This window comes from Plesiomonas sp. PI-19 (genome assembly GCF_021368255.1).
Classification (GTDB): domain Bacteria; phylum Pseudomonadota; class Gammaproteobacteria; order Enterobacterales; family CAMTGL01; genus Plesiomonas; species Plesiomonas shigelloides.
Window position 1 is genome coordinate 295,887 of the sequence record NZ_JAJNMQ010000001.1, and the last position, 24,918, is coordinate 320,804.

Here is a 24,918-nt window from a genome sequence, read left to right on the forward strand (position 1 = left end):
ATAGCTTTTGAATTAGCAAGAGAGGCTAGAGATGCAGTAGGCGTAATCAGAGTCATTACCATAGGTGGTAATGATGAGATTTAATCTGTAAGTTGACCAGCTTTGATTAATACTGAGAAGTTCCATCTTTTGTTCCAAAATAGACTTAACAAATACAAGCTACCTGTTCCTAATAATAATCGTCATACAAATAAGTTTTGTGATTTAGATCGCAAAATGGCGCAGGCCCATTAATCATGCGACTAACATGCATTAATTATGCATTCACTGCGTTAATTTTGATTTTTTATGCTAATTGCGATGGCGAGAGAAATAAAACGACACAGAAAGACATGGAAAATAAATAGGCGCAGAAAGGGGGATATTTCAGTTTTGGTGGTTGATGGTGAGGAAATTGATGACAAGGAGTAGGAAGGGCAGAGAATTGTGCACGAAAGAGAGGGAATTAGCGGAGTGCAGTGGGTGCGGTCTTGGTGTTGCCTGCCACGCAGGGCATGCAACACCAACGGAAGCTCCTGACACCAATATCGCGGTCGCGAGACGAAATATGTCAGATGAGATGAGCTTCACTCATGCCTAACTAATATTTCTAACTAATTTTAGTGCAGCAAGCGCACCAGCAAGCTGCCGCTTTCGCGTAGCGGATCGCTATTGATACTCAGCACATAACCGGCGCACGGCGCATGATAGCGCTCAATCTCTTCGCCAAATGCATTCCACTGGATAGCCAGTAACTGTCCAGCGACCACTTGCTGGCCGAGAATGACTTGCGGGAGCGCGTAGCCACTGCGCTTAGCGCGTAAGGTGGTGGTGGCTTTGCCTTCCACCGGCGCAGCGGCTGGCGCAATCACGTTGCCTTCTAGCATGCCTTGGTCGCGCAGGATGTTGTAAATGCCCTGCAGCGTGCGACTCACCATCGCCGGTTGGTAGCGCTTGGCGGTACCAACTTCCACGGTGATACAAGGCACGTTACGACGGTTCCATTCGGTTTCCAGCACGCCGGCATCGCCCGGATCGTCCAAAATGCAATCCGGCGCCATCAGGTGCGCCATACGCACGCAGGCATCGATGCGGTAATCGGCAAACACATACAGCGGGTATTCCGCGCCGCGGGTCTGAGTGTGCAGATCGAGAGTGAAATCGGCGTTCGGGGTCAGTAGGTGCTGCCACAGCGCATTCAAATAGCGACCGGCAGCAGTTGGGTGATTGGCATCGCCCGGGAACAGACGGTTGAGGTTGACCGGCGAGGCATCCGGATCGCTGGGGATAAAATCGCGACTACCGGCTAAGATCCCCGGAACGTTCATGCCGGAGACCAGCGTGATGGTACCGCTGATTTGAGCCGGGTCCAGCTCGCGCATCAGTTGCTGCACACACAAAACGCCGTTGAGCTCATCGCCGTGCACGCCTGAGGTGATCAGCAGGCGCTTACCCGGACGCGCGCCTTGAATTACGCTTACCGGCACATACCAGCCCTGACCGCTGGCCATGTCTTGCGGACGAAAGTAGAACAGATGACGGCCGGTCGGCAGATCGGCGCTATTGAGATGGCTGACGACCGCTTTGCCATCAATGCGATCTTCGGTAAAGCAGGTCGCCATTGGCGCGTTGGTCATGGGCGTGTCAGTGGTCGGCAGAGCGGCCGCAGCAGTGTTCACGGACATACAATAATCCCCGTAGCATAAAATAGAATCGGGACGCCATCTTAGGCATCCCGCGAAAAACGGGCGCTGATATTGTGGTCAGCGCCGAGAGAACGTGTTGGATCAGTGGTAGCCAAACAGCTGCGCGATCACCACAACGCTACTGGCCAGTACAAACAGCAGCAGCATAAAGCGCCAGCAGAAGCGCGCCCAATCACCCCAATCCACACGGCAGACTCCCAGTGTGCCCATCAAGGACGCCGAGGTCGGCACAATCACGTTGGTAAAGCCATCACCGAGCTGGAATGCCAGTACGGAGACCTGACGGCTTACCCCCACCAGATCGCCCAACGGCGCCATCAGCGGCATGGTCAGCGCGGCTTGACCGGAGCCCGAGGTCACAAAGAAGTTGAAGATGGATTGGAAGGTAAACATAAACCACGCGGCCAGCGAGTCATGTACGCCACCAATCAGGCCCGAGGCACTGTGCAAAATGCTGTTCAGCACGCTAGGTTCCCCTGTACCGCCGCTACCTACCAGCAGCAACACCCCTTTGGCAAAACCGACCAACAGCGCAGGGGCGATCATCACCGCCGCGCCATCACGAAACGCCGAAGCGATATCGTTCAAGGTCATGTTATTGAGGCGGAAAACCACGCCAATCAAACCGGCGACCAGACCCATGGTAAAGAACTGAGTCGCAATCTCGGGGATGTACCAAGCATGCACCACTACGCCCCAGATCACCCACACGGTAACGGCCAGCACGGTCAGCAGTACCAGTACATCGCCTAAACCGAAACGACTGTTTTGCAGATCGGCGGTTTGGCTACGAAAGTGCGCATCGGTGCGGCGGCTGTACGAAAGCTCAGGGTTTTTACGAATCCGCATTGCGTATTGCATGGTGAAGGCGATGCCGACCAGCGTAAACAGGCACCACAGCCCGATACGCACACTGGCACCTGACAGCACCGGAATACCGGCAATGCCTTGCGCGATGGCCACACTAAACGGGTTCATCCACGAAGTCGCAAAACCAATCTGGGTCGCCACATAGGTCACCATCACGGTGGTGATGCTGTCGTAACCTAAGCGCACCATCAATGGCGCGATAATAATGGCAAAGGCAATCGCCTCTTCGCCCATTCCGAATACCGCACCGCCCAATGAGAACAGGGTAAACATCACCGGAATAAACAGCAGTTCGTTGCCTTTGGTTTTGTCGATCAGGCGCAAAATCCCGTTATCGATGGTGCCGGTACGCATCACAATGCCAAACGCGCCGCCGATCACCAGCATGAACATGATCACGCCAATCGCCGAGCCCCACTTGTCGCCGGATACCAGCCCTTCAAATGGGAAGTTCAGCAGGCCGACATCATCGCCGGTGGCAAATAGCGCAATGCGTTTGTACTCCGGCGCGCCGGCGGCATCCATCACGTAAGAGAACGAGTCGGGGTTAACCACTTTGCGGGTCTTTTCCACGCCGTCCAGTACGTAATGTACGGTTTGATCCTGAAAAGCACCTACCGGAATAAAGTAGGTGAGAGCCGCAGCCAACAGGCCGACAAAGAAAATAATCACCAGTGTATCTGGCATCTGCCAGCGGTTTGGTGCGGCCTTGAGCTGAGTGGTGGAGGATGGCGTGCTCATGAATTCAACTTACCCTGTTGCTATCGTAATATCTATGAATGGAAATGTTCTCTTTTTGCATACGTTTGCGTTTTGCATACTACGGCAACTCTATTTCAGCCGTAAAGCATAAAATATCGCCATAACAGGATAAAATTCACACCTGTAAAATTACGGCGTAATTTATAACCATTTTGCTGCCAAATTGTATGAATTGATGAGGTTTGAGGCTGGCGGGCTATGCACGTTTTCGCTGCCGGTTTGTGGCTTTTCGCTAGGCGCGGCTGACTCTGTAAAAACACAACAACAAGTTTTCTTTATATCGGTGGCAAGTATCGAGGCTACCGATATGTATGCGGAAAGCCGGCCAAAAAGAGATCTTGGCAACGCTTCCACCACCGCTCTGTGTATTCCCAGCCTGATTTGCTTACCATGGCCGCGCCGAATTTCGGCAACCTTTATCGCTTGTGAAGAAGATGGATAGGTGCAGTGGTGAAACATTACTTTAAAAAAACAATATTACTCAGCATGTTAGCGTTAGCGGGTTGTAGCTCACTGAGCGAGCCGCGCGAAGCGGCCAGCATTATTATCAAAAACGGTACTGTGCTGACGATGGATCAGAACAACACCGTGATTGATAACGGTGTGGTGGTGATCCGCGATAACAAAATCGTGTCGGTCGGCGATGCTAAGTTGCTGGAGCGTTATCGCGCCGCCAAAGTGATTGATGCTGAAGAAGGCATCATCATGCCTGGGATGATTAACACCCATAACCATATCCCGATGGTGGCTTTTCGTGGGCTAGGGGAAGAGGGGATCAAAAACCGTCTGTTTGCTTACTTCTTCCCGCTGGAAGGGGAAAAACTCAGCCGCGATCTGATCTATAAAGCCACCGTGCACGGTAGCATTGATATGGCAATGTCCGGCGTGACCACTTATGCTGACATGTACTACCACATTGATGAAATGGCCAAGGCCAGCAAAGCAGTCGGCATTCGCGCGGTACTCGGGGAAACGGTGATCAAATTCCCGGTGGTGGATGCCAAAGAGCCGTATGGCGGGATCGACTATGCGGTCAACGTGATTAAAGCCTATCAGAATGATGAGCTGATCACGCCGGCCTTTGCGCCGCACGCACCGTACACCGTATCAAAAGAGAAAATGCAGCAGATCACCGCACTGGCCAAAGAATACCAAGTGCCGGTGATGATCCATGTGGGCGAGTTTGATGATGAAGACAAACGCCTGAAGCTGACCGATAAATCGGTGGTGGAGTATATGGATGAGATTGGCGTGCTTAATGAGCGCGTACTGCTGGCGCACGCCATCCATCTGCAAGATGGCGATCTGGATTTGATCAAAGCGCGTGGTGCGGCGGTGGCTTACAACCCAATGGCCAATGCCAAAGGCGCGACCGGTATTGCCCGCGCTTATGAGATGCTGAATAAAGGCGTGAAAGTCGGCTTAGGCACCGATGGCCCGATGAGCTCCAATCAGGTCGATCTATTCCGCACCTTAAGTTACGCCAGCAACATGCAGCGTTTGAAATATCAAGATCGCACCATCATGACTCCAGATGTGGTGGTACGCATGGCCACTATCGGCGGCGCGCAGGCACTGAATATGGCCGACAAAGTGGGCTCGCTGGAAGCGGGTAAACTGGCGGATGTGATTGTGGTCGAAACCCGCTCACCAAACATGATGCCGAACTATGATGCGTTCGCCACCTTGGTGTTCCAAGCCAATCCAGCCAATGTGGATACCACCATTATCAATGGCCGCATTGTGGTAGAAGACAAGCAGCTGAAAACCTATGACATCGAGCAAAATCGTCAGCAGATGAAAGCGATTGAAGCTGATATTGCTGAGTTCGCCCGTGGTTTGGCGCAAAAAGCCAAAAGTATGGATTAAGCCACTGCGCCTCACGGCGTGCGGTATTGTGGGTTAACCCGAGATGGCGTGGCAACACGCCATTTTTTTATCGGCTGATCGCGCTATGGTTGTCCCTTTTTGCGCTCAACGTTAATTGTGCTTCATTACGGTAGAACTGCGCTAGAGCGGTGGCAGAGTGAAGGTTTTCAACATTCACTATTTACCATTCAATAATGAACAGGGAACAGGCAAAGGGAAGGGGACAAACAGGTCACGAACAGAAGTACAAAGAAAAAAGCCCCGCTCAATGAGCAGGGCTTTTTTTGTATGGCTCCTCTGACTGGACTCGAACCAGTGACATACGGATTAACAGTCCGCCGTTCTACCGACTGAACTACAGAGGAATTGAATTGTTCACACCGAGATAATGTTATACGAGATTAAAGATGGTGCCCGGACGCGGAATCGAACCACGGACACGGGGATTTTCAATCCCCTGCTCTACCGACTGAGCTATCCGGGCACACCAAACGCTTTAACTCAATTAACTCGACGTTAATTTGGCTCCTCCTGCTGGACTTGAACCAGCGACATACGGATTAACAGTCCGCCGTTCTACCGACTGAACTAAGGAGGAATTGTTCTTGCTGCTTACACAGCGCAACACGTTGCCTTATCAAGCCACCATTTCTACAGTTCACTGAGTGACAAAGAGAAGTGGTGCCCGGACGCGGAATCGAACCACGGACACGGGGATTTTCAATCCCCTGCTCTACCGACTGAGCTATCCGGGCAGCGCGTTGTGGGGCGTATTAAACGGGTTTTGGGCAGCTGAGTCAACACCCTTTTGCAATAAATCCGTCAGAATACGCCCGTTTGACTCATTTTTCAGCTAAATGGTTATTTTATAGCATTAAACCTGCAACCAGAGCTGACAACACGCTGACTAAGGTTGAGCCGTACAGCAGGCGCAGGCCAAAGCGTGACACCATATTGCCGCGCTCTTCATCTAAACCTTTCACTGCGCCGGCAATAATGCCGATTGAACTGAAATTGGCAAAAGAGACCAGGAAAATGGAGATAACTCCAACGGTGTGAGCACTTAAGGTCGCCGCTTGTTTTTTCAGCTCCATCATCGCCACAAACTCGTTGGTGACCAGCTTGGTGGCCATGATGCTACCGGCATGCAGCGCTTCGGCGTGTGGAATGCCCATCAGCCATGCTACAGGGTAGAACAGGTAGCCCAAGGTGTCTTGGAAGCTAATACCGAACAGGGCGCTGAAGATATGGTTAATCATCGAGATCAGCGCGATAAAACCAATCAGCATCGCCGCAACAATCACCGCCACTTTAAAGCCTGCCAGAATGTATTCGCCCAGCATTTCAAAGAAGGTCAGCTTGTGCTCGTCGGTTTCGATATTGGTCAGATCGTCTTCGGCTTCGCTGTCATACGGGTTGATGATCGACAGCACGATAAAGGTACTGAACATGTTTAAGATCAGCGCCGCTACCACATAGCGTGGTTCGATCAGCTGCATGTACGAGCCCACGATAGACATGGAAACCGTCGACATTGCCGTCGCCGCCATGGTGTACATCCGGCGCTCAGAGATGCGATGCAGCACGTTTTTATACGCGATGAAGTTTTCCGATTGGCCGATGATCATGGCACTGATGGCGTTAAACGACTCAATCTTGCCCATGCCGTTGACCTTAGACAGCACTAAGCCAATAAAGCGGATCACCACCGGCAGTACGCGGATATGCTGCAAAATACCGATCAGCACCGAGATAAACACAATCGGCATCAGCACCAGCAAGAAGAAGCTGAACTCGCCTTTATTCAGCAGGCCGCCGAACACAAAGTTGGTTCCGTCGCCGGCATATTCCAGCAGTTTGTTAAAGACGTCCGACAGCCCAGTGACGAGGCTCAAGCCGACTGAAGAGTGCAGCAAGAAGTAGGACAGGAACAGCTCGATGACGATGAGCTGCGCGATGTAACGCAGTTTTATCTTCTTACGATCCTTGCTCGCCAGCAGAGCCAAGGCGAAGACCACAACAAGTCCTAGAACAAAATGAATAATTTTCATACATGAAATACCGAGTCGGCTCACAAAACGAGAAGCAAGATACTGGATTGTCGAATTTATAGTTTGAAGTGTATTACAAAAATACGAATGCTTACATTTGAATGGCGTTAGCTCACGGACAAAGGCTATTCAAGCGGTGAAAAATAGCGCTTAACTGGGAAAGTTTGGCCAGATATCTGGCAATTTTATCAATCCGTGATGGCCGAATGCGTTTCACGCTCGGCTTGAACTTGCGTTGAATGCGGTATGAAGGCTCAAGGTCACAAACAAAAACGCCCGGCTCGCAACGGCAATGCGAGTCGGGCGTCATCGTATATTGAGGTAATGCTTAGCGCATTAGCCGAACAGGACAAACAGCTGGTGAGCACTGATCCCGGCCACTAAACCGCCCACGGTGTGTGCGGCAATGGCGCGTGAAGTCAGCGAGCGATAGCCCAGCGCATCCAGCATCGCGGTATGGGTGCTGAGAAAACCACTCCAGCACATTCCCATCGCAGTGAAGACCGCAATTTCATTACCAGTGATCAGCCCTTTGCTGATAAACGGCGGCACCAATGACATGGCCGCGCCCACCGCGCCGAGCGAGGTTGCCGGGAAGGCCACCAATTCTGGGTGCTTAAAGCCAAACAGGAAATCAAACACAAAGCCTGCTTTAGCCGCCAGAGCTGGCAGCAGCGCCACCCCTTGGAAGGCTGCGCCGGTGTAGCCTTCAGGCCCTGGGCCAAAGGTCAGTAGCATCACAAAGGTGCTGATGATCAACACCCCTGGGATCACCGCCATGCCAAGCTCGACCCCCGATTTACCGCCATCCAGCAGCGAGTTCAAAATACGCAGCCATACTGGCGTATTCTCGCTGTTTTCTTCGTGACTCACCTGAAACTGCTCCAACTCGGAGGCTTCTGGCTGTTGGCAGTCTAACGGCTCATCACCGACCAGTGGGCGCACCATGCGCTGCATTAAGCGGGTGGTTACGACGGAGCCAATCAGCGCACCGGCCAGACCGAGCAGGGCGGCACGCACCGTATTGTGCTCAGGGCCTAACTGTAGGGTGGCCATAAAGGTCACCACAATCAGCCCCATGCCAAAGGCGGTACCGAAGTTGGTTAGCGAGATCAGCTGCCATGGGCGCAAGCCACGACGAAAACGCGCGTCTTTGGCTAGGCTAATCACCGCGGGGTTATCGGAGAAAAAGGTCATCAGACCGGCCAGCGCACAGCGTCCCGGCAGCCGATAGATTGGGCGCATCAATGGCGCGAGCAGCACTTCCAGCAAGCGGATCACACCGAACTCGCTCAGCAGTTGGCTTAATGCGCCAGAAAGTACCGTGATCCCCATAATGAACAGCACGGTATTGAGCAGCAGTTGGTGGGCGGTGTTGAAAATGGTGTTCACCATGGCCGACAGCCCCATCTGGTTACCCAGATAGCTGAACAACACGCCGAGAATAGATAAGACTAATACCGGTTCAACCCACTGTTTTATTCTTAATTTTTGAAGGATTTTGCTGTCGTCGGGTATTTGCGTAGTCATATCACATCTCTGGTTGATTTTAAGGCGGGAAGGATAACGCTTTCGCAGGGCTGGCGGCAACCAATAGACGCAACAAAAAAGCCCCGCTCAATGAGCAGGGCTTTCGAATTTGGCTCCTCTGACTGGACTCGAACCAGTGACATACGGATTAACAGTCCGCCGTTCTACCGACTGAACTACAGAGGAATTGATTGTGGCATGCACTCGACCATCGAAAAGGCGATGGTGCCCGGACGCGGAATCGAACCACGGACACGGGGATTTTCAATCCCCTGCTCTACCGACTGAGCTATCCGGGCAGCGCAATGCGGGACGTATTAAGCCATGAAGTAGGGCAGATAGCAAGTACAAAAATCAGCGTCCATTATCGGGTGCTGTAAAAAACAGCACTGTTGCCCTTGCTTACCGGTCAATGGCTGGTGCGTTGCTCGCCCTGCTTAGCGGCCTTACGGCTTACTCCCAATGCAGCTGCGGCGGCAAACTGATTTTGGCCGTTTCCAGCAAGCGACGCGCGCCCAGATAGTGTTTACGCCAGTAATCATTATCCAGATGACTGATGCGAATGCGGCTGCCGGTATGCGGCGCTTCAATAAAGCGATTATTGCCCAAATAGATCCCCACATGGTCTGCGTGGCTGTGCTGCGGGCTATGGATATGGAAGAACACCAGATCGCCGGTTTCTAATTGCCCGCGCCGTACTCGGCTGGCGCTGCGCATATGGAACATGTTGTTCGCGGTGCGCGGCAGGTGCGGGGTGAACATCTTGTCATAAATAAAGTAGACCAAGCCGCTGCAGTCAAAACCGGTACGCGGTGAACTGCCGCCATACACATAGGGTTTCCCCAGTTGGCGAATCGCTTTACGCACTACTAGCCGTTTGGCGATACGAATCTTATCGATGTGTTTACGCAGATGATGTTTCAGATGGGCAGATCTGGCTAGGTGTTTCTCCGCATGTCGGCGGTGAGAGTGATTAGAGTGATGCGTGGCGTTGGTCTGCGCGTGATGCCCAGTGTGCGTATGGGAATGCTGAACGGTATGCGCAGAATGCGAGACATGCGAATGTGCATGCGTAAGCACTGGCGCGTGCGTTGCCTTGGCGTGTTGGCGCGACGGTGTATGCCGGTGTGTGGGTTTTTGCTGGCGCGCTTTGCGCTTACGATGCGTCAGCTGATGGTGGCCCGTCGCGCGTTGATGATGCGCGGCGTAGCAGCTTAAAGGCAGCGAGCAGCCAAACAAAAACAAAAAAAACAATATGGGACGCAGCAAAGCTGCGGTAGTGAAGCTCATCATAATACTATCTGGTGAGTTCCTGCCGGACGGTATACGGTGTCAGCCACTTCATGCAGTGACGGATACCGATTCGGCATACAAAGGGCAACGTAAGATGTCAGAACATGTCTTAGTCAAAAAGTTTCATAAAATGTGTGTGTGCAGACGCATTTGGAATAAAAACCGACAGAGCGCAGATTTATTACCCAGTGATAGCGAAGCCAAGAGGGCAAAGTTGAAGGTTTGCCAAGAGAGTTGAGAGTAGGGCGCTGAGGGTTAATAACGTATAAACCAATCAATAAACCGCAGATAGCAAAAAGCCCCGCTCATTGAGCAGGGCTTTCGAATTTGGCTCCTCTGACTGGACTCGAACCAGTGACATACGGATTAACAGTCCGCCGTTCTACCGACTGAACTACAGAGGAATTGCGTAGCAGACGTGTCTGCCTAATGGAGTGCTATTAAACGGATTTTTTCGCCAGAGTCAACGGTCAATGACACTTTTTTATCGCTATCGGCATGCGTTTGACTGCTTTTTAGTCATTAGCGCATAATTTCTGCACTGAGCATCTCATCGCGCTTAAGCGCCTGCGTAGCCGAAACCAGATCTCGGTAAACCTTGGGTTCGGTAAACCTTAGTTCGATACGCAGGCTCAGGCTTCGCGGTGGCTACCGCTAAGCCTGATGGCTAAGTAAGATGGTTAGACTATCCGGCCGCGATAGTTACGCTGCGCGGTATTCACCTTGTACAGATAATGACGAGCTTGTGCCGAAGGGTGGCGAGTTGTCAGCACGTTGTACAGCTCATCCGGCGACATACTGTTGATGATATCCACCGCTTTTTGCTTATCTTGCGAGAAGATCCGCAGCACCGCCCCAGCACCACCGTTATAGGCCGAAATCATGGCATAGCGACGGGAAACCGGATTGCGAATATTGGCCAGATAGTTGGTCTGCAAAATATGCAAGTAAGCCGTACCGGTATCAATATTCTTTTCTGGATCAAACAGATAATCACGGCTTGGCGTGCCGTCTTTATTTTTGACCAGATTATACACATCGCGTCCGGCGGTGTGCTGCACCACCTGCATCAGGCCCAGCGCATTGGCCGAGCTGACCGCATACGGGTTAAAGCTCGATTCCACCTGCATGATGGCCAAGATCAGGCTCTCATCCACATTGTAGTTACGTGACGCTTTACGCACGATGTGGAGGTATTTCTTGGCGCGATAATTCAGGTGGTTAGCGATCATCGGAATATCGACATACCACACCGTACGGCCACCGATTTGGCGACTTTTCAGCTTGGTTTGCAACAGATAATCGGCAAAACGACCGGCTTGGATCTGGTTGGTGATGGCTTTTTTCTGCTCATCCACCACTTGTCCGGCTAAAAACGGATGCTTGCTAAAAGGCACATCGCTGTCGGAGAACAGATCGATCCCGTTTGGATCGTCGCCCATCAACAGGGTATGCACCATGGCATTACGCAACTTATCCAGCGGGTTTTGGGTGGCGATAGTTTCCACCGTCACCATCCCGTTTTCAAAGTCGATATGACTGCGGGTGTAGTAACGATCGGTGTACTTTACATAGTCTTTGCGGCTGGCAACCAGCATCTCGTTCAGACCCCATAGATCTTCGATATTGGCCGAAAACTGGCCCATCAAAATATCGAAGCCGTTGGTATCTTTAACGTATAGCGAAGGATCTTCCTTTGGTTTACTGGCACAGGCAGCCAGTAGAGGCAGGATCACACACCAAGTGAGTTTTTTCTTCATAAGTCAGGGCAATACATACCGAAGCGCCAGCAGCACTTCGGTAATAGATGGAATATTATTCACTCGGTGGAGTGTAGCCTTCGATCTGAACATCTTGCCCTTCGAACAGGAACTTCTCCATCTCCTGCTCCAAGAATTTACGATGTTCTGGATTCATCATGTTCAATTTTTTTTCGTTGATCAGCATGGTCTGCTTGCTTTGCCACTCTTGCCAAGCTTCTTGGCTGATGTGGTCATAAATGCGTTTACCCAGCTCTCCTGGGTAGAGTTGAAACGCCAGTCCAGCGCCTTCTTTTTTCAGGCGGGCGCAAAATACGGTGCGACTCATCGTGATTCCTCGCTAGATAATTCCTCCGGTAGCAAGCGCAATAGGCGCTCTACCGGTGCAGCCAGTCCGACAGCTTGTGGTCGGGCTAAGTTATACCAGAGACCGTGCCCTTCATCCATGCAGTGATGGGATTCGCCCACCACCAACAGCGGAATAATATCCAGATGGAAGTGGCTGAAGGTATGGCGAAACGCCGTTAATTGACGACGTACCGTCAGACCATGCTGGGCCAGCCATTGTTCCGCTTCGCTGCGGGTCGCAAATTGGGGAAAGCAGAATAAGCCGCCCCACAATCCACTGGGTGGTCGCTGCTCTAGCCAGACCTGCGCATCGGGCAGTTCGGCCGGTGGCGACCACAAAATAAAGTAGCCCTCTTTTTCCGGCAGCGTCTGCTTAGGCTTTTTGCCGGGAAATGATTGCCAATCGGCGTGGGCATAGGCTTCACAGCCATGTGCCAGCGGGCAGAGCGAGCATTTGGGTTTACTGCGGGTGCACACCAGCGCGCCTAAATCCATCATCGCTTGATTGAAATACTGCACGCCTTCTTGCGGCGTGACCTTGGCGCTGATATCCCACAGCCGATTTTCGACCGCCTTTTGCCCCGGCCAGCCGGCGACGCGATAACTGCGCGCTAAGACCCGCTTCACGTTACCGTCCAAGATAGGATAGTGCAGACCCAGCGAAAGCGACAAGATGGCACCTGCGGTGGAGCGGCCAATCCCCGGTAAGGCACAAATGGCATCAAAATCGGTCGGGAACTCGCCCTGATACTGCTCGGCAACAATTTGTGCGGTTTTATGCAGGTTGCGGGCACGGGCGTAGTAGCCGAGTCCGGTCCACAGGTGTAATACTTGATCCAGTGGCGCGGCCGCTAAATCGGTGACCGTGGGGAAGTGCTGCATAAAGCGCTCAAAATACGGGATCACCGTGGCCACCTGCGTTTGTTGCAGCATGACTTCGGATAACCAGACGGTATACGGCGTTTTCTGGCGCTGCCACGGCAAGGTCTTGCGACCAAAGGCGTGATACCAGGTCAACACGGCCTCGGAAAAGGCAGCTGCAGGGAAGTGCGCGGTTGGCATAACTGACTCGGGTAATTGCAGGAAGCGTGATTGCATCACAGCCTTGGCAGGCTGTAAACCGGATAATCGGCAAGGGAATCGCCATTCACCATGGCTTTCGGTGCTATCCTGCTTGCTATGTTGGGCCATCTTTGCATAATGCGCCTTCTATTAAGATTGATTGACGATGAATTCAGCAGGGTATGACCATGGGTGAGGTTACCATTCCAGAGTTTGATGAAGAAGGCCGCTATCTGCGTAAGATCCGCAGCTTTGTACGCCGTCAGGGCCGACTGACCAAAGGTCAGGAGTTGGCACTGGAGAACTACTGGGAGCAGATGGGCGTAGATTTTCAAGAGCAGGTGCTGGATTTTACCGCGCTGTTTGGCCGCGAAGCACCGGTGGTGCTCGAGATCGGCTTTGGTATGGGCGCATCGCTGGTGGAAATGGCGAAAAACGCACCGGAGAAAAACTTCCTTGGTATTGAAGTGCACACCCCGGGTGTGGGTGCTTGCCTGTCTTCGGCACATGAAGCGGGCGTGACTAATTTGCGCGTGATGTGCCATGACGCTATCGAAGTGCTGGAGAAGATGATTGCGGATGGCTCGCTGAGCACCGTACAACTGTTCTTCCCCGATCCGTGGCATAAGGCGCGTCACCATAAACGCCGTATTGTTCAGCTGCCGTTTGCCGAGCAGCTGCGCGTGAAACTGAAAATCGGTGGTGTGTTCCATATGGCCACCGACTGGGAAAATTACGCCGAGCATATGCTGGAAGTAATGCAAGCTGCGCCAGGTTACCGTAACCTGTCTGCTAGCAATGATTTTATGCCGCGTCCTGAACACCGTCCGCTGACCAAATTTGAGCAGCGTGGCCACCGTTTAGGGCACGGCGTGTGGGACCTGATGTTCGAGAGGACTGAGTAATGGCAAAACACCGTAGTGCGCGTCTGCGTAAAAAGCTGCATGTGGATGAGTTTCAGGAACTGGGCTTTACCGTTAATTGGCAGTTTCCTGAAGGAACCAGTGCTGAGCAAATCGATGCCGCGCTGGATGCCTTTATCGCCGAAGTGATTGAGCCAAATGGCCTGTCCTACGACGGCAGCGGCTACCTGTACTGGGAAGGTCTGGTGGTGCTGCAGCAAGTGGGTAAATGTACTGATGAGCACCGTGCGCTGGTTCAAGCATGGGCTGAGAAGCAAGGGCTGCTGGAAGTTGAAGTTAGCCCACTGCTGGACGTCTGGTGGGATTAATTCCCCGCGCTGACTTCGCTATAATCTGGCCCCATTCGAGATAATTCGATGTGGTCGGGTAGTAGCAGGTTATCGGATGATGTAGTTCAGTGAATCTGCACTCTGAAACGGGCTCCCTCGGAGCCCGTTTTTTTTGGCGTGAAATTTTTGTTTTGCCCTGCGAGCCGGCAGCACATCTAGGTGTAAGGATAAAAGACAGTGATATTGAGTAACGCATTGCTGGAGGAGATTCTGGCAGAGGTCCGCCCGCAAATCAGTCGCGGTAAAGTGGCCGATTATATTCCAGCGTTGGCCAGTGTGCCGGCGGAGCGGCTCGGTATTGCGGTGTGCATGAATGATGGCACTGTCTATCAAGCTGGTGATGCGCAGGAGCGTTTTTCTATTCAGTCAATCTCGAAAGTTTTAACCTTGACGCTGGCGTTAACGCGTTACTCGGAAGAGGAGATTTGGCAGCGCGTTGGCAAAGAGCCGTCCGGTCAGCCGTTTAACTCGTTGGTGCAAATTGAGCTTGAACGTGGAAAACCACGCAATCCGTTTATCAATGCTGGTGCGCTGGTGGTGTGCGACATGCTGCAAACGCGCTTGAGTGCGCCGAAACAGCGGATGCTGGATCTGGTGCGCCAACTGGCGTGTCAGGCAGATATCGGTTATGACAGCGTGGTAGCGCGTTCAGAGTTTGACCATTCGGCGCGTAATGCGGCGATTGCTTATTTGATGAAATCGTTCGGTAACTTCCATAATGATGTGACTGACGTACTGCAAACCTATTTCCACTACTGCGCTATCAAGATGAGTTGCACCGAGTTGGCGCGCGCCTTTTCCTATCTGGCCAATCACGGCCAGTCTCTGTGCGCGCTCGAGCCGGTGATCTCCAGTCGCCAAACGCGGCAGATTAATGCGCTGCTGGCCACTTGTGGCTTGTATGATGGCGCCGGTGAGTTTGCTTATCGCGTTGGGATGCCGGGGAAATCCGGTGTCGGTGGCGGCATTGTGGCGGTTATTCCAGGTGAGATGAGCATCGCCGTATGGTCACCAGCGCTGGATGTAAACGGCAACTCGCTGGCGGGGATCTCAGCGTTGGAGCTGTTATCGCAGCGCTTAGGACGCTCGATTTTTTAATCCGGGTATTTAATCAAAGTTGTTAGCACGCAGACAAATGTGGCGCGGAAAATAACGAGGAACAACGATGAGAGCAAAACCGATGTTAGTCGCGCTACTGATGGCGATGGTGGGCGGTGTGATGACCCTGCCAGTGTTGGCGGCGGAGACTTGTCCGTACACGTTGAACCAGAATATCTACCTGACTCCAGAGGCGGTGGAGTTGCAGGGCAAAACCACGCAGCTGCGCATCAGCAAAGAAGGTGAGGTGAGCCGTAATCAGCAGCCATTAACATTGGATCTGGCCGCTCAGCAGCAGGCATTTGCGCTGCAGCAGCAATTACGTCGAGAGTTGCCGGCGCTGGATAAACAGGCGCATCAGCAGTTACAGCAGGCGCAGCAAGGCCTCGATGATGTGGTGATCCGCCAGCTAGGGGGAAACAGTAAGGTGCGTGCGCAGCTGCGCGATCTGCACGCATTGCTGACGGCGCGACTGGATAAAGTGGTGGTGCATCAAAACGGTGGACTGGCAGTTCTCGCGGATGCATTGCCTGCCCAGCAGCAAGAAACCGAGCGTTTGGTGCAGCAAAAACTGGGCGAAATATTGCAGCAAGGCTTGCAGGAGTTGAGTAGCCGACAAAGTGAAGGCGATGCCGCCAGTCAGCTCAAAGCGATGTTGGCGCAGGTAGCCAGCTTACGTAATGCGCTGTCTGCCGAGTGGAAAAGTCAGGAGCAGGGCTTTCGCCGCTTAGGCACTGAAGCTTGTCATACCTTAGGGCGTTTGCAACAGCAGCAGCAAAAACTGGAGCAGTTACTGCCGCAGTAAGCTCACGTTAATCTTCCCATAGCGTATCGCTAATCTGTTATAGCTTACCGGCGGCGGCGGCCAAATGCTGGCTGCCGCCGCCGTGGAATTGCCGAGGAGATTTCCTGCGCTCCTGTTTTTCCCTTTCCCTTTCCCTTTGTCTCTCTTTTTATCTTTTTTAGCGCTTTCTTCTGCATGCTCTCTTGGCATGTAGCGTGGCGCCAGTGTGCTGGCGTAACGGGCGGCTACCACTCTGCATTTCTGTTTTTGGTCACATTTTAGACTGTCACTTAGCTGTAATCGGGCGGCTTCGCTTGTGTTTACGGCCTTTAGCTGACACGATTCAATTAAAGCCATATAAATAACATGGTTATTGGTGGCGTCGATGTGGGCGTAATGAACGGAAAGGAGTCTGGGCATGGCGATGGTGTATCTGGCGATTAATGCAGTGCTGGCGTTGGTGTCGGTGTATGCGATTGGCGATTTGCTGGGCGGCTGGAGTGTGTCTTATGTGGCGGCCATTGCGCTGATTGTGTTTTTGCCGCGCTGGTTTGCGTTGCCGGCGATGGTCGGGGCGATGTATTGCTGGCAGTGGAGCCCGCTGGTGGCGGTAGCGGTGTTAGGCTGGCCGTTACTGTTATCCTTGTATGGCCAAGGGCTGGAGAAGTTACCGGAGCTCAATAGTCGTTGGCGTCGGGTGCCGTCGCTCTGAGTTAGCCGTGATTGCATAATTTGAAAAAGCTCGGAGTCTCGCCGTGCGGGGAGGCTCCGGGCTTTGTCTTTTCTCTTTTCTCTTTTCTCTTTTCTCTTTTCTCTTATGTATCGAGCGTAATGAATAGTTCCAACAAGGAGTTGAGGAACAATTTGCCGTGTTCCGTCAGCTGCCAATGCGTGGTGGTTTCTTCGATGTAACCGGCACGTAGCGCTTGCTCGATGGCCGGACGAATACTCTCTTCGCTTAAGCCGGTAAAGCGTGGGAAATCGGCGCGCGGAGCTGGCTCTAGCAACCGAAAACGGTTCATAAAGAACTCGAATGGTCGGTCGTCCAACGCCACTTCGCTGTGATTATCGGTATAACGCCCTTGCAAATAGCCCTTCGGATGGCGGGTTTTTACCGTGCGCAGAATGCGGCCATCGGTAAAACTCAGCTTGCCGTGTGCGCCGCAACCAATCCCCAGATAATCGCCAAAACGCCAGTAGTTGAGGTTATGTTGGCATTGGTAACCTGGGCGAGCATAGGCTGAGATTTCGTACTGCTCATAACCGGCTTCGGTCAGCAGTTTGTGCCCTTCGGAGAAGATCAGCCACAACATATCTTCATCTGGCAGCACTGGCGGGCGCGAGTTAAACAAGGTGTTCGGCTCGATAGTCAGCTGATACCACGACAGATGTGGCGGGGCGAGGGCGATGGCTTGGCGCAAATCGGCCAGCGCTTCTTCTAGGCTTTGCTCCGGCAGGCCGTGCATCAAATCCAAATTGAAGCTGCGCAGACCCAAACCGGTGGCTAACTCGGCGGCGCGCACCGCTTCTTGCGGCCCGTGAATACGCCCTAAGCGCTGCAGCTTGTCGGCGGCAAAGCTCTGCACGCCAATTGAGATGCGGTTGATACCGGCTTGTTGATAGCCGGTGAAGCGGTCGGCTTCCACGGTGCCGGGGTTAGCCTCCATAGTGATCTCCGCATCGGCGGCTACCGCAATACGCGCCCGCACACCATCGAGCAGTTGCTGCATCCCTTCAGCGGAGAACAGACTCGGCGTACCGCCACCGATGAAGATGGTACTGATCTCGCGACCACTGGTCAGCGGCAGGTCAGCTTCCAAGTCATTCAGCAGATGGCCGATATACTCTTGCTCAGGTAGCCCTTGCTTGAGTGCATGCGAGTTAAAATCGCAGTACGGGCATTTTTGCACGCACCACGGAATATGGATGTACAAACTGAGCGGAGGTAACTCAAGCATGCGTCATGGCGTCCTGTAATTTTTTCAGTGCTTGTGCGCGGTGCGAGACAGCCTTTTTGTGCTCGGCGGTCAGCTCGGCTGAGGTGCAACCCAGCTCCGGCACGAAGAAAATCGGATCGTAGCCAAAGCCGCCTTGTCCAGCTGGGGCGCGGGTGATCATTCCTTCCCACTGGCCGTGACAAACGATCGGCGTTGGATCTTCGGCATGGCGTAAGTATACCAGCACGCAGTGAAAACGGGCGCGGCGCTCAGCGTCGGGAATGTCTTGCATCGCAGTCAGCAGCTTTTGCAGGTTCTCTTCATCGCTGGCGTTTTCTCCGGCATAGCGCGCGGAATACAGGCCCGGTGCGCCGCCGAGGCAGTCCACCGACAGACCGGAGTCATCCGCGATGGCTGGCAAACCGGTCAGGCGGCTGGCATGACGGGCTTTGAGGATCGCGTTTTCGATAAAGGTCAGGCCGGTTTCTTCGGCAGAGTCGATCCCAAATTCGCTTTGTGCGACTACGTTCAGTCCAAACGCGGCCAGCAAGTCTGCCATCTCACGCACTTTGCCTTTATTGCCGGTGGCTAAAACCACTTTTTGTTGTGCTTTTTGCATCACGTCATCCGCCTGTATCAAATCAGTTTCAGTGGGCGAGATGGTAGCGCGCTTGGCTGCTGGGTGCCAGTGGCGCGCGTCTTGAAGCCAAACGTTGAGGATGAAATACGCGCCTGCGCGGGGCACGACCGGCGCGTATGGGGAATGGGGCTTATTCTGCCAAGGTTATGCAGCTAAGGTTATTCAAACACGCTTAGTCAGTATAAAACGTCTGCTGAAAACGCACGGTGCCCGAGGCGGTTTTGGACTGAATATCTAAGGTAAAGCGATAGGTTTCTTCGTTTACGATAGGCACTTCCGCTAAATAATAACGGGCGCTGCCTTCTTGCACCGCTTTAAAGCTCAGTTGGCGGGTGTTACCGATCAGGTTTTGCGCTTGGCCGCTGAGGTTGATATCTACCGCCGGTTTACCGGCCACGCTGGCATCCAGTGCGGTTACGGTCAGTATGGCGCGGTAGTTACTGCGTGTCAGGCCATTACGGCTGGCTATCTCAGGCGTTAGCATGGTGGACGGGAAAACACTGTAGTGGATTTCCAGATTACCGAGGGTCTGTAATTGTTCGGCGCCCGCTGGCGCACTGAGCAGCAATACAGTGCCGAGCAACAGCGTGACAAGAGCGCGCAGGGATACTGATGGCCAAGTCAGCGCAATACGGCGTAGCAAAGCATGAGCGCAATGGTGGGTAGACGCAAGCATGGTTTCCTCCTTGAAACCGAGAATGACCACCTCAGAGCATACGGTGATAGCGATGATCCGTGGTGTTGTTAGTTTAGCAGGGCTTGCACAGTCGCGGGGATTTGCTGCGGGTGCTCGATGCGCACATATTTGTGCCGTCCGAGCTCGCCTTTTTCGATGCAGACATTGCCCTTGGCGACACGAAACTGTTTGGCCAGAAACTTGGTCAAATGCGCGTTGGCTTGTCCGTCTACCGGTGGCGCGGTGATCGCCACTTTCAGCTCATCCCCATGCAGGCCAACGATTTGATCGCGGCTGGCTTTGGGTTGGATGTAGAGGCGCAATAACAGCGCCTCTTCGGTACGGCTAACGGCCATGTTGTCCTGATTCACAGCTGCATCCACATGAAGCCGAACAGATCCGCGCCCAAATAGTTCAGGGCAATCAGGATGATAGACAGCAGCATTACGGACAGATCCAAACCGCCCATCGGTGGCAGAATACGGCGCAGTGGTGCCAGCATCGGCTCCGTCAGCTGATACAGCACATAGTCCATCGGGCTGCGGCCTTGGCTCACCCAGCTCAGCAGGGCGCGGATCAGCAGTACCCAGAAGATCATCTTACCGGCGGCTTTCAAGGTCGCCAGCACGCCTAACAGAATGTAACCCAAGCTCCAGAATGCTGCGCCGGTTTGCACCATCGCCAGCAGTGGGAATTTGATAATTTGGATCACCAACACCAGCAAAATGGTGGCGATATCCCAGCCGCCAAAGCCTGGGATCAGACGACGGAGCGGCGCAACCACCGGCTGTGTGGCTTTAACCACGAACTGAGAGAACGGGTTGTAAAAATCGGCACGGGCAGCCTGCATCCATACCCGCAACAGCAGGACGAAGACATACAGGTCGATAACAGTACTCAGCAAAAAAGTCAGTGATTGCATTATGACGCCTTGCGGTTAAATAAAAGGATTAAAACAGTTTTTCCATTTCCTGTGCGCGTTGTACCGCGGCTTGCATGGCTTTGGCAACCATTTCTGGCAAATGTTCCTCATTGAACACACGGATAGCTTCTGCCGTGGTACCGCCTTTGGAGGTGACTTGTGCACGCAGCTCTGGCAATGAGGTGTGCGGGTTTTCCACCACCATGCGCGCGGCGCCGAGCGCGGCTTGCTGCACCAGCGCACGCGCGGTATCGGCGCTAAAACCTTGGCGCTGCGCTTCGGCTTGCATCGCTTCCATAAACAAGAAGAAATAGGCCGGCGCACTGCCTGAGGCGGCGATCACGCCATTAATGTCACTTTCCGCCGCGAGCCAGCAGGTTTTGCCTACGGCACTGAGCAGGGTATCGGCAAATTGGCGATCGGCTTGATTCACCGCTGGCGCGGCAAACAGCCCGCTCATGCCTTCGCCCAGTAGCGCTGGGGTATTGGGCATCACGCGAATAATCTGTGGCGCGCCAGACAGCAATTGCTGTAACCGCGCCACGGAAATGCCGGCGGCCAGAGAGATCACCAGTTTGCCGTGCCAATTCAGCGGCGCCAGCGGCGCCAGAGTGTCGGCCATATTTTGCGGTTTAACACCGAGCACGATGACATCAGCTTCGGCGGCGGCGCTCAGGTTATCGGCGGAGGTATGGATCCCAAAGCGATCAGCCAGCGCATGGCGGGTTTCTGCCGTGCGGTTAGTGGCGCAGATCAGCGGCGCAGGATAGCCTGCACGTAACAAACCGGCGATGATCGCTTGCGCCATGTTACCGGCACCGATAAAGGTAATTTTACGCTGCTCCATATTCATCTCTTTTGTTGTCGCTCCATAACCTGAACGCGTTGTCAGTAACTTGTGTCAGCCGTGAGTCAGCGTAATGCGAAACTCAGTGCTGACCGTAATCGCGCGCGCCAAAAATGGCGGTACCGATGCGCACCATAGTGCTGCCGGCGGCAATTGCGGCGCTCATGTCACCGGTCATCCCCATGGATAGGGTATCAATTTCTGGATGGGTTTGCTTGAGCTGCTCAAATACCGCGGTCAGCTTGGCAAAGTCCGCATATTGGGTTGCGTAATCGTGACTTTCTTGGGGAATGGTCATCAATCCACGCAAACGTAGCTGCGGTAAGTGGGCAATCTGATCGGCCAAGGCGAGTACTTCGCTGGCATCGATACCGGATTTGCTCTCTTCGCTGCTGACTTTGACCTGAATCAGTACGTTCAGCGGCGCTTTATCCGCTGGGCGCTGTTCATTGAGACGCTGGGCGATCTTCAAGCGATCGACCGTGTGCATCCAATCAAAGTGCTCGGCAACCAGTCGGCTTTTGTTGCTTTGCAGTGGGCCGATAAAGTGCCATTCCAGCTCGGCGGCATACGGCGTGGTGGCAAAATGCTGGATTTTATCCACCCCTTCTTGCACATAGTTTTCACCAAAGGCGCGTTGACCGGCCTCGATGGCTTCCTGAACCGCACTCACAGGTTTGGTTTTGCTCACCGCCAGCAGTGTAACGGATTCAGGAGCTCGCTCGCATTTTGCAGTGGCGTCGGCGATTTGTTGCTTAATCGCGTGTAGGTTCTCTTTAATACTTTGCATGTCGTTGTTTTAAGGGACTTAAATGGACATAACAGAACTGTTGGCTTTTAGTGTAAAACATAATGCCTCGGATCTGCACCTATCTGCCGGTAACCCACCGCTGATCCGCGTCGACGGGGAAGTGCGTCGGGTCAATATGCCGGTCCTGGATGGCCGTGAAGTGCGCCGTCTGGTGTATGACATTATGAACGATGTTCAGCGCCGTGACTTTGAAACTGAGATGGAACTGGACTTTTCGTTCGAACTGAACGGGGTTGGCCGTTTCCGGGTTAATGCTTATCAGCAGCAACGGGGAATTTCGGCGGCACTGCGTACCATACCTACAGATATACCAACACTGGAGCAGTTAAACGCACCGGAAGTGTTTCGGAATATTGCCATGCAGCCGCGTGGACTGGTATTGGTCACCGGCCCGACCGGCTCGGGGAAGTCGACCACCTTGGCGGCGATGCTCAATTATGTCAATCAGCACATGCATCACCACATTCTGACCATTGAAGATCCGATCGAATTTATCCACACCAGTAACAAGTGCCTGATTAACCAGCGTGAGGTGCATCGGCATACCCACAGTTTTAATAATGCACTGCGCTCGGCGCTGCGTGAAGACCCCGATGTGATTCTGGTGGGTGAGCTGCGCGATCTGGAAACCATTCGTCTAGCACTGACTGCCGCCGAAACTGGCCACTTGGTGTTTGGCACCCTGCACACCAGCTCGGCGGCCAAAACTATTGACCGTATTGTGGATGTGTTCCCCGGCGCGGAAAAAGACATGGTGCGCTCGATGCTGTCTGAATCGCTCAAAGCGGTTATCTCGCAAGTATTGCTGCGTAAAGAAGGCGGCGGACGTGTGGCGGCGCACGAGATCATGCTGGGAACGCCAGCCATTCGTAACTTGATCCGTGAAGATAAAATTCACCAGATCTATTCGATTTTGCAGACCAGCTCGCGCCAAGGCATGCAGACGCTGGAGCAGGCGCTGAATGTGCTGACCAGTCAGGGCGTGGTTAGCTACGAAGAGGCGCAGCGCAAGATGAACTCGTTGATGGATGGCGGGATCCAAAACGGCAATGCCGCGGGTGGCACCGGTGCAGGAGCGATGGGCTATGGTTTCGCTGGATGAGTTATTGCAGGAGATGCTGCGCCAGCAGGCGTCGGATCTGTATGTTTCGGTCGATGTGCCCGCGCAGCTGCGCATCAATCATGAGCTGCACCCACTAGGTGAGGCGCTGTCGATTGAAACGGTCACCGAGCTGGTGGCGCAGGCGATGGGCGCCGAGCGCTTCTTACAGTTTTGTCAGCAAAAAGAGGGCAACATGGCGCTGGTGCGTCCGTTTGCCCGTTTTCGGGTCTCCGGTTTTTGGCAGCGTGAATTGCCGGGCATGGTGATCCGTCATATTCGTACCGATATTCCGACCATTGAAGAGCTGGGCTTACCGATGTTAACCGGTGAGCTGGCGATGACGCGCAAAGGTTTGATTTTGGTGGTCGGCGCTACCGGCAGCGGGAAAACCACCACGCTGGCAGCGATGCTCGGCTATCGCAACGAGTTTGACCATTCGCATATTCTGACGGTGGAAGACCCAATTGAATTTATCCATCCGCATAAACGCTGTTTGATCACTCAGCGTGAAGTGGGCATGGATACCGAAAGCTATGAAGTCGCCTTGCGTAACGCGCTGCGCCAAGCTCCGGATGTGATTCAGGTCGGTGAGATCCGCACCCGCGATACGCTGCAACATGCGATTGGCTTTTCCGAAACCGGCCATCTGTGTATCGCCACCTTGCACGCCAATAACGCCAGCCAAGCGCTGGAGCGGATGGTACACATGATCCCTGAAGGCAGCCGCGAAGCTTTCTTGTTTGATTTATCCAACAACTTGCGCGCCATTATCGGGCAGCAGCTGGTGCCGGGGATCACCCCAGGGCGCCGTTTGCTGGTGCACGAGATTTTGATCAACACGCCGCGCGTGACCGATTTGCTGCGTAAAAATCAGTTGTATGAGCTGCGTGACGTGATGGCCAGTAACAGCGAGATTGGCATGTGTACGTTTGACCAATCGCTGTATGGTTTGTATCGGCGCGGGCTGATTAGCTATACCGATGCGCTGCATTATGCGGAGTCGGCCAATGATTTGCGTTTGCGGATCCGCAGTAGCGGGGATGAACCGTTCTCACCAAACACCTTCGATGATGTGACGGTGGATTTAAGCTAATGCCAAAGGATGTTGAGCGCGGAGGGCTTGCTAGCGGTATGACAGCGCATCTCGCCAGTGAGCTTGCCCTGCGCTAAGATAAAGCCAAGACGCACATGCGCGCTGTAAGCACTGTGCTGAGATATTGTGTATCGTTACCGGCTGATGATGTCTGTGACATGACTGCGCCCCGTTTTGCTGGCCAAAGCGGGGCGTGTTGTCTTTATGGCCTATTGGTGGGCGAAGTAGGAGTGGCTATGACGTTGCAAACCTCGGTTGAGGTCAGAAACAAGCTGGGCATGCATGCGCGCCCGGCTATGATGCTGTTTGAGCTGGTACAAAAGTTTGATGCGCGGGTTGTACTGCGTAACGCCGCGGGTACCGAAGCGGAGGCCAACAGCATTATTGCCATGTTGATGCTGGAATCCGCGCAAGGCGGGCAGATCAGCGTGCAGGTCGACGGGCCACAAGAAAAAGAAGCGATGGCAGCGGTAGTGGCGCTGTTTGAAAGTGGGTTTGATGAGGAGGTCTGATCCTCCTCAATCCT

At 53.5% G+C, this 24,918-nt stretch carries 26 protein-coding genes and 7 tRNA genes; 10 read left to right on the forward strand and 23 right to left on the reverse strand.

Annotation, left to right across the window (positions count from 1 at the left end; all coding sequences use genetic code 11):
- Positions 1–599 precede the first annotated feature (599 nt).
- Positions 600–1,664 carry a succinylglutamate desuccinylase/aspartoacylase family protein gene (locus LQ901_RS01310; protein WP_197665209.1) on the reverse strand — a complete coding sequence of 355 codons (1,065 nt, stop codon included), beginning with the start codon at positions 1,662–1,664 and terminating at the stop codon, positions 600–602.
- A gap of 102 nt (positions 1,665–1,766) precedes the next feature.
- Complete coding sequence (yfcC, locus tag LQ901_RS01315) at positions 1,767–3,242, reverse strand: putative basic amino acid antiporter YfcC (RefSeq protein ID WP_010864576.1); 1,476 nt, start codon at positions 3,240–3,242, stop codon at positions 1,767–1,769.
- Positions 3,243–3,803: 561 nt separating this feature from the next.
- Between yfcC and LQ901_RS01320 the strand changes: the two genes are divergently transcribed.
- On the forward strand, positions 3,804–5,186 hold the full coding sequence (locus LQ901_RS01320) for an amidohydrolase family protein (RefSeq protein ID WP_064978172.1): 1,383 nt from the start codon (positions 3,804–3,806) through the stop codon (positions 5,184–5,186).
- A gap of 289 nt (positions 5,187–5,475) precedes the next feature.
- On the opposite strand, the gene LQ901_RS01325 is transcribed toward LQ901_RS01320, so the two are convergent.
- The 9 genes from LQ901_RS01325 to LQ901_RS01365 all read right to left on the reverse strand — a co-directional run bounded on the left by LQ901_RS01325 (position 5,476) and on the right by LQ901_RS01365 (position 9,634).
- Positions 5,476–5,551: transfer RNA gene (locus LQ901_RS01325), tRNA-Asn, on the reverse strand.
- 43 nt (positions 5,552–5,594) lie between these two features.
- Positions 5,595–5,670 (reverse strand) — tRNA-Phe (locus LQ901_RS01330).
- A 38-nt stretch (positions 5,671–5,708) separates the two neighbouring features.
- A tRNA-Asn gene (locus LQ901_RS01335) sits at positions 5,709–5,784 on the reverse strand.
- Positions 5,785–5,865: 81 nt separating this feature from the next.
- Positions 5,866–5,941, reverse strand: a tRNA-Phe gene (locus tag LQ901_RS01340).
- A gap of 111 nt (positions 5,942–6,052) precedes the next feature.
- The gene (locus LQ901_RS01345; RefSeq protein WP_010864574.1) at positions 6,053–7,237 is read right to left on the reverse strand and encodes a NupC/NupG family nucleoside CNT transporter; all 1,185 of its coding nucleotides are present in this window, start codon (positions 7,235–7,237) and stop codon (positions 6,053–6,055) included.
- A gap of 336 nt (positions 7,238–7,573) precedes the next feature.
- Complete coding sequence (locus LQ901_RS01350; protein WP_036769987.1) at positions 7,574–8,767, reverse strand: membrane protein; 1,194 nt, start codon at positions 8,765–8,767, stop codon at positions 7,574–7,576.
- Positions 8,768–8,877: 110 nt separating this feature from the next.
- A tRNA-Asn gene (locus LQ901_RS01355) sits at positions 8,878–8,953 on the reverse strand.
- 37 nt (positions 8,954–8,990) lie between these two features.
- Positions 8,991–9,066: transfer RNA gene (locus tag LQ901_RS01360), tRNA-Phe, on the reverse strand.
- Positions 9,067–9,220: 154 nt separating this feature from the next.
- The gene (locus tag LQ901_RS01365) at positions 9,221–9,634 is read right to left on the reverse strand and encodes a C40 family peptidase (RefSeq protein WP_052021631.1); all 414 of its coding nucleotides are present in this window, start codon (positions 9,632–9,634) and stop codon (positions 9,221–9,223) included.
- 87 nt (positions 9,635–9,721) lie between these two features.
- Between LQ901_RS01365 and LQ901_RS01370 the strand changes: the two genes are divergently transcribed.
- Entirely contained in the window at positions 9,722–9,985 is a 264-nt protein-coding gene (locus tag LQ901_RS01370) for a hypothetical protein (RefSeq protein WP_233671922.1), read from the forward strand.
- 403 nt (positions 9,986–10,388) lie between these two features.
- Here LQ901_RS01370 and LQ901_RS01375 read toward each other — a convergent pair.
- From LQ901_RS01375 to mutY, 4 genes are all read right to left on the reverse strand, one after another.
- A tRNA-Asn gene (locus LQ901_RS01375) sits at positions 10,389–10,464 on the reverse strand.
- A gap of 276 nt (positions 10,465–10,740) precedes the next feature.
- Entirely contained in the window at positions 10,741–11,820 is a 1,080-nt protein-coding gene (gene mltC / locus LQ901_RS01380; RefSeq protein ID WP_047708176.1) for a membrane-bound lytic murein transglycosylase MltC, read from the reverse strand.
- 55 nt (positions 11,821–11,875) lie between these two features.
- A complete protein-coding gene (locus tag LQ901_RS01385; protein WP_010864568.1) occupies positions 11,876–12,148 on the reverse strand; it encodes an oxidative damage protection protein in 273 nt (90 codons plus the stop codon).
- On the reverse strand, positions 12,145–13,230 hold the full coding sequence (mutY, locus tag LQ901_RS01390; RefSeq protein WP_233672381.1) for an A/G-specific adenine glycosylase: 1,086 nt from the start codon (positions 13,228–13,230) through the stop codon (positions 12,145–12,147). Before mutY ends, LQ901_RS01385 begins: the two co-directional genes overlap by 4 nt.
- 188 nt (positions 13,231–13,418) lie before the next feature.
- Here mutY and trmB point away from each other — a divergent pair, with 188 nt between their 5' ends.
- From trmB to LQ901_RS01410, 4 genes are all read left to right on the forward strand, one after another.
- Complete coding sequence (gene trmB / locus LQ901_RS01395) at positions 13,419–14,135, forward strand: tRNA (guanosine(46)-N7)-methyltransferase TrmB (RefSeq protein WP_010864566.1); 717 nt, start codon at positions 13,419–13,421, stop codon at positions 14,133–14,135.
- Positions 14,135–14,461 (forward strand): YggL family protein, encoded by a 327-nt coding sequence (locus LQ901_RS01400; protein ID WP_010864565.1) that lies wholly within the window; start codon positions 14,135–14,137, stop codon positions 14,459–14,461. Before trmB ends, LQ901_RS01400 begins: the two co-directional genes overlap by 1 nt.
- A gap of 198 nt (positions 14,462–14,659) precedes the next feature.
- A complete protein-coding gene (glsB, locus tag LQ901_RS01405) occupies positions 14,660–15,580 on the forward strand; it encodes a glutaminase B (RefSeq protein WP_039045862.1) in 921 nt (306 codons plus the stop codon).
- A gap of 67 nt (positions 15,581–15,647) precedes the next feature.
- A complete protein-coding gene (locus LQ901_RS01410; RefSeq protein ID WP_233671923.1) occupies positions 15,648–16,385 on the forward strand; it encodes a DUF2884 family protein in 738 nt (245 codons plus the stop codon).
- Here LQ901_RS01410 and LQ901_RS01415 read toward each other — a convergent pair.
- A complete protein-coding gene (locus LQ901_RS01415) occupies positions 16,371–16,784 on the reverse strand; it encodes a hypothetical protein (RefSeq protein ID WP_233671924.1) in 414 nt (137 codons plus the stop codon). The genes LQ901_RS01410 and LQ901_RS01415 overlap by 15 nt on opposite strands.
- On the opposite strand from LQ901_RS01415, the gene LQ901_RS01420 reads away from it, so the two are divergent.
- The gene (locus LQ901_RS01420) at positions 16,783–17,076 is read left to right on the forward strand and encodes a hypothetical protein (RefSeq protein ID WP_010864562.1); all 294 of its coding nucleotides are present in this window, start codon (positions 16,783–16,785) and stop codon (positions 17,074–17,076) included. The genes LQ901_RS01415 and LQ901_RS01420 overlap by 2 nt on opposite strands.
- Positions 17,077–17,179: 103 nt before the next feature.
- On the opposite strand, the gene hemW is transcribed toward LQ901_RS01420, so the two are convergent.
- The 7 genes from hemW to LQ901_RS01455 form a co-directional block, all read right to left on the reverse strand.
- A complete protein-coding gene (gene hemW / locus LQ901_RS01425) occupies positions 17,180–18,322 on the reverse strand; it encodes a radical SAM family heme chaperone HemW (RefSeq protein ID WP_152106346.1) in 1,143 nt (380 codons plus the stop codon).
- Positions 18,315–18,920, reverse strand: coding sequence for an XTP/dITP diphosphatase (locus LQ901_RS01430; protein WP_152107026.1), 606 nt, complete (start codon positions 18,918–18,920; stop codon positions 18,315–18,317). The genes hemW and LQ901_RS01430 overlap by 8 nt, the downstream gene beginning before the upstream one ends.
- A 193-nt stretch (positions 18,921–19,113) precedes the next feature.
- Complete coding sequence (locus LQ901_RS01435; protein ID WP_152117715.1) at positions 19,114–19,617, reverse strand: DUF4426 domain-containing protein; 504 nt, start codon at positions 19,615–19,617, stop codon at positions 19,114–19,116.
- A 68-nt stretch (positions 19,618–19,685) separates the two neighbouring features.
- A complete protein-coding gene (yggU, locus tag LQ901_RS01440) occupies positions 19,686–19,973 on the reverse strand; it encodes a DUF167 family protein YggU (protein WP_152106355.1) in 288 nt (95 codons plus the stop codon).
- 11 nt (positions 19,974–19,984) lie between these two features.
- Positions 19,985–20,539, reverse strand: coding sequence for a YggT family protein (locus LQ901_RS01445; protein ID WP_010864557.1), 555 nt, complete (start codon positions 20,537–20,539; stop codon positions 19,985–19,987).
- A gap of 28 nt (positions 20,540–20,567) precedes the next feature.
- A complete protein-coding gene (gene proC / locus LQ901_RS01450; protein ID WP_152136891.1) occupies positions 20,568–21,386 on the reverse strand; it encodes a pyrroline-5-carboxylate reductase in 819 nt (272 codons plus the stop codon).
- Positions 21,387–21,468: 82 nt separating this feature from the next.
- On the reverse strand, positions 21,469–22,176 hold the full coding sequence (locus tag LQ901_RS01455) for a YggS family pyridoxal phosphate-dependent enzyme (RefSeq protein ID WP_233671925.1): 708 nt from the start codon (positions 22,174–22,176) through the stop codon (positions 21,469–21,471).
- Positions 22,177–22,198: 22 nt separating this feature from the next.
- On the opposite strand from LQ901_RS01455, the gene LQ901_RS01460 reads away from it, so the two are divergent.
- The 3 genes from LQ901_RS01460 (at position 22,199) to npr (ending at position 24,904) form a co-directional block, all read left to right on the forward strand.
- Positions 22,199–23,299, forward strand: a complete 1,101-nt coding sequence (locus LQ901_RS01460; RefSeq protein WP_152117714.1) for a type IV pilus twitching motility protein PilT — start codon at positions 22,199–22,201, stop codon at positions 23,297–23,299.
- Positions 23,283–24,392, forward strand: coding sequence for a PilT/PilU family type 4a pilus ATPase (locus tag LQ901_RS01465; RefSeq protein ID WP_010864553.1), 1,110 nt, complete (start codon positions 23,283–23,285; stop codon positions 24,390–24,392). Before LQ901_RS01460 ends, LQ901_RS01465 begins: the two co-directional genes overlap by 17 nt.
- A 236-nt stretch (positions 24,393–24,628) precedes the next feature.
- A complete protein-coding gene (gene npr / locus LQ901_RS01470; RefSeq protein WP_010864552.1) occupies positions 24,629–24,904 on the forward strand; it encodes a PTS phosphocarrier protein NPr in 276 nt (91 codons plus the stop codon).
- Positions 24,905–24,918 lie beyond the last annotated feature (14 nt).